This window comes from Sporanaerobacter sp. (genome assembly GCF_047830725.1).
GTDB lineage: Bacteria > Bacillota > Clostridia > Tissierellales > Sporanaerobacteraceae > Sporanaerobacter.
On the sequence record NZ_CP181252.1, the window covers coordinates 1,174,987 to 1,193,853 of the forward strand.

An 18,867-nucleotide genomic window follows, 5' to 3' on the forward strand; every position below is an offset into this window, starting at 1 on the left:
AGTTCTTTTCTGAGAAAGTAGAAAAGAACTTTTTTGTGTTATAATATTTGTGGATTCACATCAATTTACTATAGTGACAATCATAAGGGAGAAAAAACATGGATGAAATATTAGGATTTGTAATATCTTCTATTTTACTTATTTATTCTATTTACAGAGACATGTTCATAGGGATTCCTTTGACTATATGTTTTTTTATTTTTTGTTTTATTGCTTATAAAAGAGGATATTCTTTTAAAGAAATAATGAAAATTTCCTACGAAGGTGGAAAGAAATCTTTTATAGTTTCAGAAGTGCTAATACTCATTGGAATGATAACAGCATCATGGATGGCTTCTGGTACTGTTCAAGGGATGGTTTATTATGGTATAGAATTTATGAACCCAAGATATTTTGTGGCCTATGCTTTTATGATATGTACTGTAATTTCATTTATATTGGGAACAGCCTTTGGTACTGTAGGCACAGTAGGTCTTAGCCTTATGGTTATAGCTAAAAGTGGAGGTCTTAATTCAAATATAGCTGCAGGAGCTATTGTGGCAGGGGCATATTTTGGAGATAGGTGTTCTCCTATGTCTTCTAGTGCTCATTTAATAGCCAATTTAACTGAAACTGATCTCTATGAGAATATAAAAAATATGTTTAAAACTACAATTGTTCCTTATGGAATTTCTTTATTAATATATATATTTATTTCTACTAAGTATCCTTTAAATTTCACACAAAATAAAATAAATGAGGAAATAATTAAAAATTTCAACATAAGTTTTTTGGTACTATTACCTGCAATTTTAATACTTTTATTGAGTGTATTTAAAGTAAATGTAAAAATATCTATGAGTTTGAGTATAGTTGTAGCTTTTTTTATAAGTTACTTTTATCAAGAAGTAAAAATTCAAGATTTTATGAAATATCTTTTTTTTGGATATAGTATTCCTAAAGAAACTTTTCTTTCCTCCATAATAAAAGGAGGAGGAGTTATATCTATGCTTAAAGCAATATTCATGACTTTTATATCTTGTTCTCTTGCGGGATTATTGGATAGTGCAGGGTTTTTGAAAGGCATTCATAATTTGTTTGATGGAGTAAATTCGAGATGCAGATTATTTATAGCTACAGCTATAATAAGTATTTTAACAGCAGCTTTTGGAGGCAATCAGTCAATAGCTATAGTTCTTACTATTCAAATAATGAAAGATTTTTATGAAAAGATGGATATAGATAAATACCAATTTGCTATAGATATTGAAAATACAGCTGTTGTACTTTCGCCTATGATACCGTGGAATATATCTGGCGTTATACCGGCGATGACTTTAGGTGTTAGTAGTTTTAAATATTTGCCCTATGCATTTTATATTTATCTCATACCTATAATAAATATGATGTTTTTAAAAGTCACTAATAAAACTAGTAAAAATAATTGTGTTTCCTAAATAAATATTGACATACTTTTGTAAACCCTTTGTAACTACTTTATTTATAAAGCTATATATAATTAAAATATAGAAATTGTGAAAATTAAAGTAATATATATGGGGAGATGAAAGTATGAATAAGAAAATATCCTTGATTCTAATAGGAATTTTAGTAGTTGCAGGGCTTTCGGGATGTGGCTCAAAGGCGAATACATCACAAAAAGAAGAAACTGTCATAGCATCTGAAATGGGAAAAGAGGAAAATCAAAATATCGACAAAGATATTGAAGAAAAAGGAAAGAAAATTGCAGTAAATGAGATAAAATATTATTTTGGAATAGATATAGATGATTCCTATGACTTGAAGGTAAATTATTTCGACTATGGGGATGATAGTAGATATTACCAATATTTATTTTGGAATGATTCCAATACTTTTGATGTAAGAGTAGGAAAAGGTGAGGAAAAAGCATTTTATTTACAGCAAATATTGCCAGAAAATCATGATGGTAAAGCATTAGATGAAAAATCAGCAGAAAAATTAAGTTTGGATTTTATCAATGAAAAATTAAAAGATATGAAAGACGAATTAGTTCTTACCAATACAGAATATGAGGTCGAAAAAAATTCAAACAATATTGAATACTATGTATTTCAATACAATGAAAAGGGCAATGAAAATAGTGGTGCATTCATAAAAGTTGACTGTTACAACAAATATGTAACTGAAATAACTCTATTTGATTAAAAAACCTTATTTATATAAGGTTTTTTTCTTTACATTTCTTTATTTTAGTATTAAACTATAATTAGTTTGGATGCAAAATATTAGTATACAAAATAAATTGAAAGGTGGGATAAAAATTTCTAGCACAGATGAAGGGATAATTATTGCTTCTTTTATAAAGGAAGTGTATTTTAAGTTAAACAATAGCATAAAGAAAAAGTTTGAAGATATTGGATTGACGGTTCCGCAGATTACAATCATGAGTATGTTGTATAAAAATGGGAATATGAAAGTTAGTGATATAAGTGAAGAAATGTACATTACAAATGGGACAGTTTCTGGTATCATCGATAGGTTAGAGAAACAAAAATTGGTTTGTAGAACTAGAAGTAAAAAAGACAGGAGGGTTGTGTATATAGCTCTTACAGAAGAGGGATACAATATTGCAAAAGGCTTTAGAAATGTCATTGATGATTATTTTCACGATTTGTTTTCCAATTCTTCAAAGGAAGAATTAGAAACTATAATTACAGGTCTTCAAATACTAAAAAGTATAGTGGATAGATAATAGAAAGGGGAAAATTAGACTATGGAAATGAAAGACGTAATGGAAATAATATTTAATATATTTTATTTGATTGTCATATGGTATTTGGCTATTAAGATGTATAAAAATATAGATAGTTTAAATTCTAAGGATAGAAAGACAGGTAAATTGTTAGCTTTGGCTTTTCTTCTTCTTGCACTGGGAGATACTGGTCATGTTGGATTTAGAGTACTTGCATATTTGAAAGGAGGACTTACTCAAAATGCTTATCTTTTAGGCATGGGAAAGATGTTTACTTCTATTACGGTGACTATATTTTACATGTTGTTGGTAGAAGTTTGGAGAGCTCGATTTGACAAGAAGCATAATATTGTTACTATTGTTTTGCTACTTTGTGGAATAGCAAGGCTTATAATACTATTTTTGCCGGGAAATCAATGGGGAAGTCAAATTGCTCCTATGAATTTTGAAATGTATAGAAATATTCCTCTTATGATATTGGGATTAGGGGTAGCTATCCTTATATTTAAAGATTCAAAAGATTCAAGGGATAATACGTTTAAATGGTTTAGCATTATGATTTTTATATCCTATGCCTTCTATATCCCAGTAATATTATTTGCTAGATACAATCCAATCATAGGATTACTTATGATACCAAAGACTGTTGCTTATTTAGCTGCTGCTTTCATAGGATATAATGGAATTTTTAAGTAAAATTATCGCAAAGTCCCTGTTAACACTTAAACCTATATTTGCATAAAATATATTGAAGTAAATATACAAAGAAAGGTGGTTAGTGTATTGGACAATTATGAAAAACAAAAAAGTTGCCCAACAGGGACATTTCCTTATACCATAAAGGCTGGAGATACTTTCTATAAATTATCAATAAGATTTAATGTGCCACTAGATGCAATATTAAGGGCAAACCCAGGAGTAGATCCAAACAATTTGCAGATAGGGCAAGTAGTATGTATACCATTAAAATCTGCACCTCCTGTACCTCCTGTACCTCCATGTCCCGGCGGATTTTACTATACCATAAAAGCCGGAGATACTTTCTATAAATTATCAATAAGATTTAATGTACCATTAGATGCAATATTAAGGGCAAACCCAGGAGTAGATCCAAACAATTTGCAGATAGGGCAAGTAGTATGTATACCTTCAAGGCCAGCACCTCCAATACCTCCAGTACCTCCATGCCCAGGCGGATTTTACTATACAATAAAGGCAGGAGATACTCTCTATAGTATAGCTCAAATGTTCAATGTATCAGTGCAAGAACTTATGGCAGCAAATCCAGGAGTAGATCCAAACAATTTACAAATAGGTCAAGTAATATGTGTACCATCAAGGCCAGTACCTCCATGCCCAGGCGGATTTTACTATACAATAAAGGCAGGAGATACTTTCTATAGTATAGCTCAAATGTTCAATGTATCAGTACAAGAACTTATGGCAGCAAATCCAGGAGTAGATCCAAACAATTTACAAATAGGTCAAGTAATATGTGTTCCAAGGTCAATACCATGGCCTTGGCCAAGAGGATAATATTGTTTTAAATTGAAACGACAAAATGGTAGGTTGGTGCTTGGCATCAACCTGCCATTTTGTGTGCCTCATAAGAAAGTTTTATATTAGGGAAACGACAACTTTCCTATTGTCTACATAAAAGCACAAGAATAGGGCAATAATAGGACTTTTGAAGTTTTGTAGAAACATTTGTAAGTTCTTAAAACTTGTGATATAATTCATATGAAGTCAATCTAATCTAAACATTTATTTTGGTATTGGGCGTAAGTCTTTTACCAAATTTTTTGTATATAGAATATAAGGGAGGTAAAGGCCTAAGGCTGGGTGTATATGAAAACATTACATTTAGGATTGGATGTAGGTTCAACAACTGTAAAGTTGGTAGTATTAAACAACAAGTTTGAAATACTTTTTAGTAGCTATAAGAGACATTTTTCAGATATAAAGAGTAGTGTTAAAGATTTAGTACTTGAAGCTTATTCTAGATTTAAAAATGAGGATATAACCATAATGGTTACTGGGTCAGGAGGGTTAGCAGTTAATAAATGGCTTGAAATTCCTTTTATTCAAGAGGTTGTTGCTTCTACTACAGCCATCAGAAAATTTATTCCCAAAACTGATGTAGCTGTAGAACTTGGTGGTGAAGATGCAAAGATAACTTATTTTGATGGTGGAATAGATCAGAGAATGAATAGCATGTGTGCTGGGGGAACTGGTGCATTTATAGATCAGATGGCATCTTTGCTTGAAACAGATGCAGAAGGATTAAATAAACTCTCCCAAAAGCATAAGGCAATATACCCCATAGCTTCTAGATGTGGAGTGTTTGCAAAGACAGACATTCAAGCATTGATAAATCAAGGAGCTAGTAAAGAAGATATTGCTGCCAGTGTATTTCAATCCGTTGTCAATCAAACGATAACTAGCCTTGCCTGTGGAAGACCTATAAAGGGAAATGTGGCTTTTTTAGGTGGACCACTTCATTTTTTATCTGAACTTAGAGAAAGGTATATAGAAACATTAAAACTTAAAGATGAAGAAGTTATATATCCAGAAAATGCACAATTGTTTGTTGCTATAGGGGCGGCTATTGCTTCAATAGAGGAAAAAGAAATTAGTTTTCAAGAGTTGAGGGATAGACTTATTTGTTTGGATAAGCCTATAGACATGGAAGTGAAAAGATTAAGGCCTCTTTTTTTAGATGAAGGTGAACTTATAAAGTTTAGAGAAGAACATAAGACACATAAATTAATTGAAAAGGACATAAAAACTTTTAGTGGAAAATGTTTTTTAGGAATAGATGCAGGTTCAACTACTACTAAAGTTGTCCTTATAGATGAAGAAAATAATATATTGTATTCTTATTATGGAAACAATCAAGGAAAACCATTGGAATTAGTAGTGAGAATACTTAAAGAAATTTATTCTTTTTTGCCAAGGGATGCATACATTGCCTACTCAGCAGTTACGGGCTATGGAGAAGAACTTATAAAAGCAGCACTTCATGTAGATGAGGGAGAAGTAGAGACTATCGCCCACTACAAGGCTGCAAATTATTTTCTTCCTGGAGTAGATTTCATACTTGACATTGGCGGACAAGATATGAAATGTATGAGGATAAAGGATGGAGTTATTGATAGTATCCTTTTAAATGAAGCTTGTTCTTCTGGATGTGGCTCTTTTATTGAAACTTTTGCTCATTCAGTAAATATGAGTGCAGAGGAGTTTTTGAAAGAAGCTCTTATGGCAGAAAATCCAGTAGATTTGGGTTCGAGATGTACAGTATTTATGAATTCAAAGGTAAAACAGGCACAAAAAGAAAGTGCTACTGTTGGTGATATAGCTGCAGGACTTTCGTATTCAGTTATAAAAAATGCTCTTCAAAAAGTAATAAAGATAAGAGACCCAGAACAAATGGGAGAAAAGATAGTAGTTCAAGGTGGTACTTTTTATAGCGATGCTATACTTAGAAGTTTTGAATTGATTTCAGATAGAAAGGCTGTACGTCCTGATGATCCAGGACTTATGGGTGCCCTTGGAGCGGCCCTTATAGCTAAAGAACGATACAATCCTAAAACAAGTACATCTTTAGTAGATAATGATAAATTAGATAGTTTTTCTTATAGTACAAAGATGCAAAGATGCGGAGGATGTGGTAACAATTGTCTACTAACCATAAATATGTTTTCTGATGGGAATAGATATATAACAGGCAATAGATGTGAAAAAGGTGCCGGACTTGCCAACAAGAAAAAAGATGTACCTAACCTATTTGAATATAAATATAAAAGAACTTTTGACTATATTCCATTGAGCGAAGAAGAAGCTAGGAGGGGAACTATAGGTATTCCTAGGGTATTAAATATGTATGAAAATTATCCATTTTGGTTTACTTTTTTTACTGATTTGGGTTATAGAGTAGTTTTATCTGGGAATTCAAATAGAGAGCTTTATGAAAAAGGAATAGGAACTATACCAAGTGAAACAATTTGTTATCCAGCAAAATTAGTTCATGGTCATATTATTGACTTAATAGACAAAGGGGTAAAGACTATATTTTATCCATGTATTTTCTATGAGAAGAAAGAGGATGAAAACGCAAATAATCATTTAAATTGTCCTGTTGTGACTTCATACCCAGAAGTTATAAAGCACAATATGGATGAAATTAGAGAAAATAATATACAATTTTTAAATCCATTTTTAACTTTGGATGATAAAGAAGGACTTAAAAAGGGACTTATAAAAGGCTTAAAAGAATTATCCATATCAAAAAGAGATATTGAAAAAGCAGTAGATATTGCTTGGGATGAGGAGCAAAGATATAAAGAAGATATAAGAAAAAAAGGTGAGGAAGTACTTGAATACTTGAAAGAAAACAATATGGAAGGAATAGTACTAGCTGGTAGGCCATATCATATAGACCCAGAAATAAATCATGGTATTCCAAATTTAATTTCTTCATTGGGGATTGCTGTATTGACTGAAGACTCAGTATGCCATTTGGAAGGAGTAGAAAGGCCACTGCGAGTAGTTGATCAGTGGACTTATCATTCTAGACTTTACAACGCAGCCAATTTCGTAGCAAAAGAAAAAAAATTAGAACTTGTGCAACTAAATTCTTTTGGATGTGGGCTAGATGCAGTGACTACTGATCAAGTACAAGAGATATTGGCAAATTATGAAAAAATATATACTGTGTTAAAGATAGATGAAGTAAATAATTTAGGTGCAGTGAAAATAAGATTACGTTCATTGATAGCAGCAGTAGAAGAAAGAGATAAAAATGGGTTTGAACCTACAAGGGTAGGAGAGTTGTCAAAGCGAGTTATATTTACTACAGAAATGAGAGAAAAGCATACAATACTTGCACCACAGATGGCTCCTATCCACTTTAAATTATTGCAAGAAGCTGTGAATACTTGTGGATACAATTTCGAAATATTGCCTTCAGTGGATAAAAAAGCTATTGATGAAGGGCTTAAATATGTAAACAATGATGCATGTTATCCATCTATAATAGTAGTTGGACAGTTTATAAATGCGTTGAAATCAGGGAAATATGATTTAGACAATACATCAGTTTTGATGACTCAAACAGGTGGGGTATGTAGAGCATCAAATTATATAGGATTTATAAGAAAGGCTTTAAAAGATGCTGGACTTGAACAGGTACCAGTTATAAGTGTAAACCCATATGGGATGGAAGCTAATCCTGGTTTTACTTATTCCATGGATATGGCTAGAAAGGGAATCATGGCTATAATGTATGGAGATCTTCTCATGAAAGTTCTTTATAGAGTTAGACCTTATGAAAAAATAAAAGGTTCTGCCAATCTTTTATTTGAAAAATGGATGGGAAAATGTATAGAATCTGTAAAAGTCGGAGATAAAAAAGTTTTTATAGAAAATGTCGAAGGAATAGTTAGAGATTTTGATGAATTAGAAATAGAAAAAATTCAAAAACCAAGAGTAGGAATTGTTGGAGAAATACTCGTTAAATATCATCCTACAGCTAACAATGATATTGTAGGTATTCTTGAAGATGAAGGTGCAGAGGTTGTAGTACCAGATTTGACGGATTTCTTGATGTATTGTGCATATAATGAAACTTTTAAATACAAATATCTATCTAAGGCAAGGCTCAATAAATTTGTAGGCGATGTGGCCATATTGTATATGGAACACTATAGGAAACCTTTAAAGAAAGCATTGAAAAAGAGTAAGAGATTTAATACACCTATGAAGATACAAAAATTGGCTGATACAGTATCACCATTGGTATCAGTAGGTAATCAAGCTGGGGAAGGATGGCTTCTAACTGCAGAAATGGTAGAACTGATAGAAAGCGGTGTTGAAAATATAGTGTGCGTTCAACCTTTTGGATGTCTTCCAAATCATGTGACAGGAAAAGGAATGATTAAGGCTATAAAAGAGAAATACCCTAAGGCCAATATTGTTGCAATAGATTATGACCCTGGGGCAAGTGAAGTAAATCAATTGAATAGATTGAAACTCATGCTTTCAGCCGCTCAAGACAATTTAAAGGACGATTTAGGAAGGTCAGAAGAAGATGAATCACTTAGTTCATACAATTCATGATATATATTTCCATTTTCTTTTTCTGACTGTTTGTTGAAAAATGTTTTTCCAAAATTAGCAGCTATCCATAGGCCTAGTCGTCTCATACCTGCTTCAAAGCCGAAAAGCTTAAATATTTTCATAGCTCCGCTGAAAGAGTAAAAACTTTTTACAGCATGGAAAAATTCGGACTGTAATTTCCAAGGAGACATGTTTTTGGGCTGGAATACTACATTCATCATATCGTAGTATTGCCAGTCCTTTATTATAATTCTATCTTCTTTTTCGAATTGTTCATAAAGTGGGGTTCCTGGATATGGTGTCAAGACTGCAGGTTGTAATTGATATGCATTAATTTTTTTTGCAAATTCCACAGAATTTCTTATATCTTCTACTGTATCATAGTCAAGACCTAGTACAATACTTGCTATGAGTTTTATTTTATATTTTGCAAGCATTTCACCTGCTTTTTCTATATCTTCGATTTTTTGTTTTTTATCTATATAGTCTAAGGATTTTTGATTTAAGGACTCAATTCCTATAAGAACTCTGTTTAGATGAGCATCTCTTAAGAGAGCTAGTAGTTCTTCATCATTTGCCAAATCGGTTCTTCCAAAGAAAAATGTTTCTTTAAACACAAGCTTATTTTCAATCATTTTTCTGAGTATTTCTTTTGCTCTAATTTTGTTGGCAGTGAAATTGTCATCTTCAAAGTTTACATATTTAAATCCCATTTTTTTATACATTTCAAGTTCTTTTATTACATTGTCAGGAGTTCTTTGTCTATAAGGATAAAACATTCTTGAGGTAGTACAAAATATGCAGCTAAAAGGGCATCCTCTAGAAGTCATGACATTGGCTGCATTGCATGGAGTTTTCAATAGGGAATAATCTGGGAATGGTATTTTGTCCAAGTCTTTAACAGGTGGGGCATAAACTATTTTTTCCTTTATATTTCCTTCAATTACATCTACTATTATATTTTCGGCTTCACCTACAATTACTTGGTCAGCGTGTTTGAGTCCTTCTTCAGGGAAACCAGAAATATGCATACCACCAAGGATGACTCTTTTTTTGTATTCGTTTCTTAAAATATCAGCTAGTTCATAAGCTCTTGTTGCATTGGAAGTCATAGTATATATTCCTACAGTATCTGCATCCAATATATTTTCTGGTTTTAAATCTTTATAAAGCTCCTCATATACTTCTACATCATGACCAGCTTCTTTAAGTATTCTTCCCAAAATTAATGGTCCAGTTATTGAATTTTTCTGTCCATAAAAGGAGCCGCCGAGTCTATAGATAGAATTTCTTCTAATGTCAGCTGCAGGAGTTATGAATACAATTTTCATTAAATCATCTCCTAATATAAAAATATCTATATTAGTAGTATATCAGATTGTATGAAAAGTTCAAAACGTGGACATAAATCACAAAAAAATAGCTGGATGTCCAGCTATTTTAAAATTTTCTTTACAGTATTTATTTTATCTTTATATGGTGGATATCTGAAGTTTGGGTCAAATGCATTACTCCTTTTTAGAACACTTTTATAGTGAGTAAAAGTATCGAAACTTTTCTTGCCATGATAGCTACCCATTCCACTATTTCCTACGCCTCCAAAAGGCAAATAGGGACTTGAAAGATGCATTATGGTATCATTTATACATCCACCGCCATAGGAAGTATTTTTAATGACTCTTTCTATTTTTTCATTGTTTGTTGAGAAAAAGTAAAGAGCTAGTGGCTTAGGATGAGAATTGACTATTTTTATAGCTTCATCTAAATCTTCATATTCTAAAATAGGGAAAATAGGGCCAAAAATTTCTTCTTCCATTATAGGACTATCCCAATTTACTTCATCCATAAGAGTAGGAGAGATAAAAAGAGCTTCTCTATCATGTTTTCCACCATAAATTATATTTCCGCTTTTGAGTAATCCTAACAGTCTATTAAACTGTTTTTCATTTATAATCCTTATGTAGTCAGGATTATCTTTTTGATTTTTCCCATAAAAATCTTCAATATATTTAATAATGTTTTTAATCAATACATCTTTTATGCTCTTGTGGACTAATAGATAATCTGGTGCAACACATGTTTGACCTGAATTTAAAAATTTTCCCCATACTATTCTTTTAGCAAACAAGTCAATATCTCCATCTTTATCTACTATACAAGGACTTTTTCCTCCCAATTCCAAAGTGACAGGTGTCAAATGTTTTGCAGCTTTTTCCATGACTAATTTTCCTACAGAAACGCTACCAGTATAGAAAATATAGTCAAATTTTTCATCTAACAAAGTCTTGCTTTCTTCTCCTGTAGATACAAAAATGTATTCTCTATTGAAATTAGAGTTTATAAGTTCTTCTAATACTCTGCTTGTATGATATGAGGTACTAGAAGGCTTTATTATAGCTGTGTTTCCTGCAGCTATGCTGCCTATAAGTGGCGTTATAGATAGTTGAAATGGATAATTCCATGGAGAGACGATAAAGGTATTTCCATAGGGTTCTGGGTATATATAACTTTTAGCTTTAAAGGCAGTTAAAGGAGTTTTGACTTTTTTAGGTTTGACCCAATTTTTTAAGTTTTTAGTTGTGTAGGTTATTTCACTTAGTGATATTCCTATTTCTGTGGAATAGGATTCAAATTCGGATTTATTTAAGTCTTTTTTTAATCCTTCCATAATATGTTTTTCATTTTTTAATATTATATTTTTTAATTTATTTAAATTGGTCATTCTAAAATTTAATTCTTTAGTAATACCTGTTTTATAAAAGTTTTTTTGTTCTTCTAAAACAAAGTTCATATAAGTTCACCCCTTTATGTATCATAATATTACTTTCATTATACCCTAAATATTTGTACTGTTCATATTTGTAACTCTTTTGTAATGCTTTCTGTTTAAATTTTTGGTATAATTACAATCAGAGGAAATCTATAAAAATTAACGAGAGAGGTAAGTATATGAAAAACAAAAAACATTTGGTGTTAATTTTTGTTTTGGCAATATTAGTACTTGTTTCAGGTTGCACAAAGAAAAAGAATTCTCAAAAAGAAAACAAACCAGTTCAAAGTATAGATGAAGATATGGCAAAGGTAGAAGAAAACAAAATTAAAAAAATAATGGAAAATTTCAGAGTATTGATATCAGCAAATAAAGAACCCTATGAAATAATAAAGTTTATTGATGAGAATATTGACAAAACAACTCCAGTAGAGGCAACAGAAATGATTAAAGAATTTGAAACAGTTCAAGAAAAGTACATGAACATATATTCTGAAGGACTCTATAAATCGAATAGACAAGAAATATTGAATCAAGTTTTCCCAAATGGGGAATATGACCCACAAAAGCTTGATGCTATAGAAGATGGAGAGTTGAAAGAAATTGTAACTAAAATTGTTGAAGGAAGATATAAACTTATAAATATTGAAGGTTCCTTTTTCCCTATAATTGATTATGGAAGTTTTAAAAAGTATGGAAAATACTTGCCTGAAGATATGAGGGGATATTTAAATGTTAAAGCTTTAGAATCAGATAGTCCTTCAATGACAGATGGAGGCCTTATTATTACTTGGGATGAATTGGCTAATAGACTTATAAAAACAGAAAAATATTTGATTAAGTATCCAGAAGGACAAAAAAATGAAGAAATACTAAGATTATATGGAGAATATTTGATAAAATACATGTCAGGAGGAGACAATACCCCTATATGCAATGCAGAAGATAATAAAATAATAGGGGATGTTCTTGAAAGCTATAAAAAGACAATAGTTACAAATAAAAACACTGTTACAGCTGATATTATAAGCAAGTATTTAAAACTCATAGAAGAAAATGAATATATTATAGATGATACTTTTAATTCTAAGATAGTAGATTTATACAATGAAGCCATAGATAGATTGGAAGAACATAAATAAGCCCACCACTGGCATAGTTCCGAAACCCCTTCAACAACATAGGAACTATGCCTTTTTATACTTTATGTCCACCTAAGACCTTTAGGATAATGGTTTTTTACTAAATTGTCAGTTACTTTTCCCCATCCTATAGAATATTCGTCTACAAGTATTAAATTCCAACCATTTTCTGAATTAAATTTGAAGCTTTGACCTTTTAGATAAAGAAGAATTTCATTGCTTTTTGAGTTTAAGGATATAGTATTTTTAACTTCATTTTTTTTCAAATATAGTGCCAATGCATGGGAAGGTTCAAATCTATTTTTCTTTAAAGTTCCCAAGTGTAGTCCTGGCCTCACAACTTTTATGCCATGTAGATCTAAACTTTCTTCAAAATAATATAGATTGTTTCCAAACAAAAGCAAATGATGACTAAAATTTGTATTTAAATATTTGTCTTGAAATTGGAAAAAATCTTTTATATCACTTTTATTTATTTTATCTTTTATTTTATTTATTTTTGATAATTTACTTTCACTGTTCTTTTTAAGAACAGCTATGAAATGACCTTCACCTTTTATTTTGTGTGGCCATAGTCGGAGAGAATTTTCTAAAGAAAAGTCTCTATTTTCAGTTAAAAATTTTTCTAGTACTTTTTCGTTTTCTTCATAAGAAAAAGTACAAGTAGAATATACCAATTTTCCGCCATATTTTAGCATATCTTTTCCACTGTTTAAAATGCTAAGTTGTCTTTGTGAAGCATAAGATATGTTTTCAATGCTCCATTCATTTATGACTGTAGGGTCTTTCCTAAACATGCCTTCACCAGAACAAGGTGCATCTATTAGAACTTTATCGAAATATCCATAAAATCTACTAGCAAGTTTTTCAGGAGTTTCATTAGTTACCAACACATTAGAAATTCCCATTCTTTCAATGTTTTCAGAAAGAATTTGAGCTCTTTTTTCATATAACTCATTGGATAACAAAAAACCTGTATTTTGTAGTTTGGCTGCTATTTGAGTAGATTTTCCTCCAGGAGCTGCACAGAGGTCCAATACCTTATCTCCTTTTTGTACATCAAGATGTTCCACAACTGCCATGGCACTAGGTTCTTGAATATAGTATAGTCCTGCTTCATGATAGGGATGTTTTCCAGGTAAATCTTCTTTGGTATAATAAAATCCTTCTTTTACCCATGGGATATTTTCAAGATGAAATGGATTTATTTTTAAAAATTCTTCTCTATCTATTTTTAAAGTGTTTATCCTTAATCCATAAGTACGTTCTTCATCATAGGATTTTATAAAATCAGTATATTCTTCTTTTAATAAGTTTTTCATCATATTTGTAAAATCTTTTGGAAGTTTCATGAAATTCCTCCTGAGTTGAAAGTTTAATTTAATTCATTATATTATAGTTATTATTCACAAATCAACCTATATTATCTTGTTATTTGATGTATAATATTGTATAGAAAATATAAGTGGAGGGATTTCTATGAAAAAGGCATTGGTTTTACTTGCAGAAGGCTTTGAAGAAGTTGAAGCTTTGACAGTAGTAGATTATTTGAAGAGAAAAGATGTATTGTGTGAAACCTGCTCTATAACTGGAGAAAAAATGGTGGTAGGAGCTCATGAAATAAGAGTAGAAGCTGATAAAGTGTTGGCGGAAATAAAAAGCATAGACAATTATCAAGCTTTAATCATACCAGGGGGATTACCAGGAGCTACAAATTTAAGAGACAATCCTATAGTCGTAAATTTGGTTCAAGGGTTTAATCATGAAGGGAAAATTCTAGCTGCTATATGTGCAGGGCCAATAGTACTTGAAAGAGCAGGGGTATTAAAAGGGAAGAAAGTTACATCTTATCCTGGATTTGAAGGAGAATTAAAGGGAAGTACTTATTTAGAGGATATAGTAGTACAAGATGGAAATATTATCACAGCAAGAGGACCTGCAGTGGCGGTATATTTTGCTCTTAAAATATTGGAAAATTTAGCGGGAAAAGAAAAAGCAAATGAACTTAAGAAGGACATATTGTTAGATATGGTTGAAGAAAAGGTGGAGCAATAGCTCCACTTTTTTGGGGAAGGAGGCCTAAAATTGAAACTTGAAAGGGATTTTTATATTAGAGATACTCGAACTGTTGCAAGAGAACTTTTAGGGAAAATTCTTGTACACAATGTAAATGGGAAGATATTTAGTGGAAAAATCGTTGAAACTGAGGCCTATTTAGGTATTGTAGATAAAGCGGCTCATTCTTATGGGGGAAAAAGAACTAAAAGATTAGAAATTATGTATGGTCCTCCAGGAAGAGCATATATATATCTTATATACGGAATGTATTATTGTTTCAATGTAGTTACCAAAGAAGAGGGCACACCAGAGGCAGTACTTATTAGAGGATTGGAACCTATAGATGGAATAAATGATATGGCTAAGAATCGTTTTAACAAGGAACTGTCTCAATTGTCAAATACTCAAGTGAAAAATTTGACCAATGGACCTGGGAAACTTTGTCAAGCTATGAAACTTGACAAGTACTTGAATGGAGAAGATTTATGTGGAGATACACTCTATATAGAAGAAGGAAAAGTGGAAAGTTTAAGTATAGTCACTGCAAAGAGAATAGGTATAGATTATGCAGAAGAGGCAAGGGATTTTCCATATAGATATTATATAGAAGGGAATTCGTATGTTTCTAAAGTAAAATGAAAAAAATTTGAAAAAATTTTTTTCAAGTAATATAATGTAAAAGGTGAAAGGAGTGATATATATGGAGATATTAGTTATAGTGCTCAACAAAACTGAAAAATTAGAAGATCTTATGATGGAGTTTAACAACTGCGGCATAAGAGGTGCTACAATTATTGATAGTATGGGCATGATAAAGGTTTTGGCTGATGAACACGCAGATGATATACCACTGTTTGGTTCTCTCAAGATGATGCTCAACGAAAATAGGCCTTTTAACAAAACTATATTTACGGTATTGTGTGAAGAAAAAGTGTCTATTGCTATGGACTGTGTGAGAAGAGTTATTGGAGATTTAAGTAAAGATGGAGTTGGAATCATGTTTACTATTCCAGTAAGTAAAGCAGAAGGAATTTTAAAATAAAGGGATGATCTAAATGCATATGTTGTTTTATATAGCTGTAATACTATTTGCAGGAATGGGTACTGCAAAGATTTTGTCAAAATTTAAACTACCTAATGTAACTGGATACTTAATAGCAGGTCTCATAATAGGGCCTTCACTTCTTGGAATTATTCCAAAAGAAGCTTCGGACAAACTTTCCATCATTTCTGAAGCTGCTCTTTCTTTTATTGCCTATAGTATTGGAAGTGAATTCAATATAGAGAATTTAAAGAGAGTTGGAAAAGGAGTCATTATAATCACTGTATTAGAGGCTTTGACAGCAGTTTTTTTAGTTGATATTGTCATGATATTTGTCCTTGGACAACCTGTAGCATTTAGTTTGGTACTAGGAGCTATAGCAGCTGCAACTGCACCAGCAGCTACCCTTATGGTTGTACGTCAATATAAGGCTAAAGGTCCTGTAGTAGATACACTACTTCCTGTAGTTGCGATGGATGATGCAGTCGGAATTATGGCTTTTGGGATATCTACTACTATAGCTCAAACATTAGTTAAGAATTCAGGAAGCATTTCAATAGCTAAAATAATTTTGATTCCACTTTTTGAAATTGTAGCTGCATTGGCTATAGGATTTGGAATGGGAATTCTTCTTACATATTTATCTAAAAAGGTAAAAGGAGAAGATGGGCTACTTTCTATAGTCATAGCTGTACTTTTTGCTACAGCAGGAATTGCTATAAGATTTAATCTTTCTTCACTTCTTGCATGCATGATGATAGGTGCTACTTTAACAAATTTAGATCCAAACAATAAAAGGGCCTTTACTACTGTTGATAGATTTACACCACCAGTGCTTATTTCTTTTTTCACTATTGCAGGAGTTCAATTGGACTTATCTATATTGAAAGAAGTAGGACTTCTTGGGATTGTGTATATAGTAGTAAGAGTGGTAGGTAAAATGCTTGGAGCATATTTAGGTGCAAAAATTTCAGATTTTCCAGACACTGTACAAAAATATTTAGGTTTCACACTTATTCCTCAAGCAGGAGTAGCTATAGGCCTTTCTATGATTGCTCAAAACACATTGCCATCTCCTTATGGAGCACAAGTGAGGACTATTGTCCTTGCTGCAACAGTTATATACGAACTCCTGGGACCCATGATAACAAAAACTGCACTCATAAAGGCAGGAGAAATAAAGTTAGATTAGTAGGGACGACATTTGGTCGTCCCTACATAATTGTATTAGTATTCTCCAAGTATTCATCATAAGTCATTTGTTTGTCAATTAGACCTGTTGGTGTTATTTCTATTATTCTATTTGCTATAGTTTGGACAAATTCATAATCATGAGAAGTAAATAATACAATGCTTTTATAATCTTTAAATCCATTATTTAAAGCAGTGATAGATTCAAGGTCAAGATGATTTGTAGGTTGGTCTAATATCAAAACATTTGCATGTTTAAGCATCATTTTCGCAAGCATACATCTTACTTTTTCTCCACCTGATAGTACATTAGCTTGTTTTAAAGGTTCATCACCTGAGAAGAGCATTTTACCTAAAAATCCACGCAAATAGCTCTCGGATTTTTCTTCAGAGAACTGTCTCAACCATTCAACTAAATTTAGTTCAACATCATTAAAGTATTTAGAATTATCTTTTGGGAAATAGGATTTTGTGATAGTAATTCCCCACTTGTAGCTGCCAGAGTCTGGTTCTATTTCTCCATTCAATATTTTAAAAAGAGTAGTACTTGCAATATCATTTTCGCCTATGAATGCAATTTTGTCATCTTTAGAAACCCTAAAACTAATATTGTTTAAAACTTTAACTCCATCTATTGTTTTAGATAATCCTTCTACTGTAAGGATTTCGTTTCCTACTTCTCTTTCCATTTGAAAAGAAATGAAAGGATATTTTCTATTTGAAGGTTGAATATCATCTAAAGAAATTTTTTCTAATAGCTTTTTACGAGATGTAGCTTGCCTTGATTTAGAAGCATTAGCGCTAAAACGAGCAATGAATTCTTGCAAATCTTTGATTTTTTCTTCGTTTTTCTTATTTTGATCTTTTGCCATTTTAAGAGCTAATTGGCTAGATTCATACCAAAAATCATAATTTCCAGTATATAATTTAATTTTGCCATAGTCTATATCTGCCATGTGAGTACAAACTTTGTTTAAAAAATGTCTGTCATGAGATACAACTATGACAGTACCCTCAAAATTAATTAAAAATTCTTCTAACCAATTGATAGCCTTTCTATCTAAATGGTTTGTAGGTTCATCTAATAGCAATATACCTGGTTTTCCAAATAGAGCTTGAGCAAGCAATACTTTTATCTTTTCATTACCTGAGAGTTCAGACATCTTTTTATCATGCAACTCTGTTCCGATTCCTAATCCTTGAAGTATTGAAGAAGCTTCTGATTCTGCATTCCATCCATCAAGTTCTGCAAACTCTCCTTCCAATTCTGAAGCCTTGATTCCATCTTCATCTGTAAAATCTGGTTTTGCGTATATAGCTTCTTTTTCTTTCATAATTTCATAAAGTCTTAAGTTCCCCATTATAACGGTTTCTAGGACATTATATCCATCGTATTTAAAATGGTCTTGTTTTAAAACAGACATACGAACTTCTGGGGGAATGCTTATATCTCCTACATTTGGCTCTATTTCATTAGATAATATTTTCAAAAAAGTACTTTTACCAGCTCCGTTAGCACCAATAATGCCATAGCAGTTGCCTGGAGTGAATTTTAGATTTACATCTTCAAATAGTTTTTGTTCTCCATATCTGAGCCCTACATTTGTTACAGTTATCATATATATAATCTTCTCCTACTTTTAAATTTATAAAACATCTCGTTATTATATCATAAAATAAGTAAAAATACATTAAAACATAACAAAATCCAATTAATAACAGCTGTGTTGATTTAATTTATGTTAATGTTTACATAAAAGTTACATTTACAATATATTGATTGAAAAAAAACATTATATCTAGTATTATTAAACAGTAGCATATACTTTGA

The 18,867-nt window shown here is 31.5% G+C and carries 15 protein-coding genes; 11 read left to right on the plus strand and 4 right to left on the minus strand.

Annotated features, from left to right (window positions below):
• The first annotated feature begins 98 nt into the window (after positions 1-98).
• The 6 genes from ACFWUA_RS05780 to ACFWUA_RS05805 all read left to right on the plus strand — a co-directional run bounded on the left by ACFWUA_RS05780 (position 99) and on the right by ACFWUA_RS05805 (position 8,833).
• Positions 99-1,436, plus strand: coding sequence for a Na+/H+ antiporter NhaC family protein (locus ACFWUA_RS05780; RefSeq protein WP_416197119.1), 1,338 nt, complete (start codon positions 99-101; stop codon positions 1,434-1,436).
• A 115-nt stretch (positions 1,437-1,551) separates the two neighbouring features.
• A complete protein-coding gene (locus tag ACFWUA_RS05785; protein WP_416197120.1) occupies positions 1,552-2,166 on the plus strand; it encodes a hypothetical protein in 615 nt (204 codons plus the stop codon).
• A gap of 70 nt (positions 2,167-2,236) precedes the next feature.
• Positions 2,237-2,713 carry a MarR family winged helix-turn-helix transcriptional regulator gene (locus ACFWUA_RS05790; protein ID WP_416197121.1) on the plus strand — a complete coding sequence of 159 codons (477 nt, stop codon included), beginning with the start codon at positions 2,237-2,239 and terminating at the stop codon, positions 2,711-2,713.
• A gap of 21 nt (positions 2,714-2,734) precedes the next feature.
• Positions 2,735-3,409, plus strand: coding sequence for a hypothetical protein (locus tag ACFWUA_RS05795; RefSeq protein ID WP_416197122.1), 675 nt, complete (start codon positions 2,735-2,737; stop codon positions 3,407-3,409).
• Between the two features lie 87 nt (positions 3,410-3,496).
• Positions 3,497-4,249: a LysM peptidoglycan-binding domain-containing protein gene (locus ACFWUA_RS05800; protein WP_416197123.1), complete on the plus strand. Its 753-nt coding sequence runs from the start codon at positions 3,497-3,499 to the stop codon at positions 4,247-4,249.
• Between the two features lie 312 nt (positions 4,250-4,561).
• The gene (locus ACFWUA_RS05805; RefSeq protein ID WP_416197124.1) at positions 4,562-8,833 is read left to right on the plus strand and encodes an acyl-CoA dehydratase activase-related protein; all 4,272 of its coding nucleotides are present in this window, start codon (positions 4,562-4,564) and stop codon (positions 8,831-8,833) included.
• Here the strand turns inward: ACFWUA_RS05805 and ACFWUA_RS05810 are convergent.
• Positions 8,764-10,164, minus strand: a complete 1,401-nt coding sequence (locus ACFWUA_RS05810; protein ID WP_416197125.1) for a B12-binding domain-containing radical SAM protein — start codon at positions 10,162-10,164, stop codon at positions 8,764-8,766. The two genes, ACFWUA_RS05805 and ACFWUA_RS05810, sit on opposite strands and share 70 nt — an antisense overlap.
• 104 nt (positions 10,165-10,268) lie before the next feature.
• A complete protein-coding gene (locus ACFWUA_RS05815) occupies positions 10,269-11,624 on the minus strand; it encodes an aldehyde dehydrogenase (protein WP_416197126.1) in 1,356 nt (451 codons plus the stop codon).
• Positions 11,625-11,782: 158 nt separating this feature from the next.
• Here ACFWUA_RS05815 and ACFWUA_RS05820 point away from each other — a divergent pair, with 158 nt between their 5' ends.
• On the plus strand, positions 11,783-12,745 hold the full coding sequence (locus ACFWUA_RS05820; RefSeq protein WP_416197127.1) for a hypothetical protein: 963 nt from the start codon (positions 11,783-11,785) through the stop codon (positions 12,743-12,745).
• Between the two features lie 62 nt (positions 12,746-12,807).
• On the opposite strand, the gene ACFWUA_RS05825 is transcribed toward ACFWUA_RS05820, so the two are convergent.
• Positions 12,808-14,097 carry an RsmF rRNA methyltransferase first C-terminal domain-containing protein gene (locus ACFWUA_RS05825; RefSeq protein WP_416197128.1) on the minus strand — a complete coding sequence of 430 codons (1,290 nt, stop codon included), beginning with the start codon at positions 14,095-14,097 and terminating at the stop codon, positions 12,808-12,810.
• 127 nt (positions 14,098-14,224) lie between these two features.
• On the opposite strand from ACFWUA_RS05825, the gene ACFWUA_RS05830 reads away from it, so the two are divergent.
• The 4 genes from ACFWUA_RS05830 to ACFWUA_RS05845 all read left to right on the plus strand — a co-directional run bounded on the left by ACFWUA_RS05830 (position 14,225) and on the right by ACFWUA_RS05845 (position 17,037).
• On the plus strand, positions 14,225-14,800 hold the full coding sequence (locus ACFWUA_RS05830; RefSeq protein WP_416197129.1) for a DJ-1 family glyoxalase III: 576 nt from the start codon (positions 14,225-14,227) through the stop codon (positions 14,798-14,800).
• 30 nt (positions 14,801-14,830) lie between these two features.
• Positions 14,831-15,442, plus strand: coding sequence for a DNA-3-methyladenine glycosylase (locus ACFWUA_RS05835; protein WP_416197130.1), 612 nt, complete (start codon positions 14,831-14,833; stop codon positions 15,440-15,442).
• A gap of 61 nt (positions 15,443-15,503) precedes the next feature.
• Entirely contained in the window at positions 15,504-15,845 is a 342-nt protein-coding gene (locus tag ACFWUA_RS05840) for a hypothetical protein (RefSeq protein ID WP_416197131.1), read from the plus strand.
• 13 nt (positions 15,846-15,858) lie between these two features.
• Positions 15,859-17,037: a cation:proton antiporter gene (locus ACFWUA_RS05845; RefSeq protein WP_416197132.1), complete on the plus strand. Its 1,179-nt coding sequence runs from the start codon at positions 15,859-15,861 to the stop codon at positions 17,035-17,037.
• A gap of 22 nt (positions 17,038-17,059) precedes the next feature.
• Here ACFWUA_RS05845 and ACFWUA_RS05850 read toward each other — a convergent pair whose 3' ends face one another.
• Complete coding sequence (locus tag ACFWUA_RS05850) at positions 17,060-18,655, minus strand: ABC-F family ATP-binding cassette domain-containing protein (protein ID WP_352404605.1); 1,596 nt, start codon at positions 18,653-18,655, stop codon at positions 17,060-17,062.
• Positions 18,656-18,867: the final 212 nt, after the last annotated feature.

Excerpts from the sequence above, each read along its gene's own strand:
- ACFWUA_RS05780 (WP_416197119.1), top strand. The coding sequence starts at position 99 with ATGGATGAAATATTAGGATTTGTAATATCTTCTATTTTACTTATTTAT.
- ACFWUA_RS05785 (WP_416197120.1), top strand. The coding sequence starts at position 1,552 with ATGAATAAGAAAATATCCTTGATTCTAATAGGAATTTTAGTAGTTGCA.
- ACFWUA_RS05790 (WP_416197121.1), top strand. The coding sequence starts at position 2,237 with ATGCAAAATATTAGTATACAAAATAAATTGAAAGGTGGGATAAAAATT.
- ACFWUA_RS05795 (WP_416197122.1), top strand. The coding sequence starts at position 2,735 with ATGGAAATGAAAGACGTAATGGAAATAATATTTAATATATTTTATTTG.
- ACFWUA_RS05805 (WP_416197124.1), top strand. The coding sequence starts at position 4,562 with ATGAAAACATTACATTTAGGATTGGATGTAGGTTCAACAACTGTAAAG.
- ACFWUA_RS05810 (WP_416197125.1), bottom strand. The coding sequence starts at position 10,164 with ATGAAAATTGTATTCATAACTCCTGCAGCTGACATTAGAAGAAATTCT.
- ACFWUA_RS05815 (WP_416197126.1), bottom strand. The coding sequence starts at position 11,624 with ATGAACTTTGTTTTAGAAGAACAAAAAAACTTTTATAAAACAGGTATT.
- ACFWUA_RS05820 (WP_416197127.1), top strand. The coding sequence starts at position 11,783 with ATGAAAAACAAAAAACATTTGGTGTTAATTTTTGTTTTGGCAATATTA.
- ACFWUA_RS05825 (WP_416197128.1), bottom strand. The coding sequence starts at position 14,097 with ATGAAACTTCCAAAAGATTTTACAAATATGATGAAAAACTTATTAAAA.
- ACFWUA_RS05830 (WP_416197129.1), top strand. The coding sequence starts at position 14,225 with ATGAAAAAGGCATTGGTTTTACTTGCAGAAGGCTTTGAAGAAGTTGAA.
- ACFWUA_RS05840 (WP_416197131.1), top strand. The coding sequence starts at position 15,504 with ATGGAGATATTAGTTATAGTGCTCAACAAAACTGAAAAATTAGAAGAT.
- ACFWUA_RS05845 (WP_416197132.1), top strand. The coding sequence starts at position 15,859 with ATGCATATGTTGTTTTATATAGCTGTAATACTATTTGCAGGAATGGGT.
- ACFWUA_RS05850 (WP_352404605.1), bottom strand. The coding sequence starts at position 18,655 with ATGATAACTGTAACAAATGTAGGGCTCAGATATGGAGAACAAAAACTA.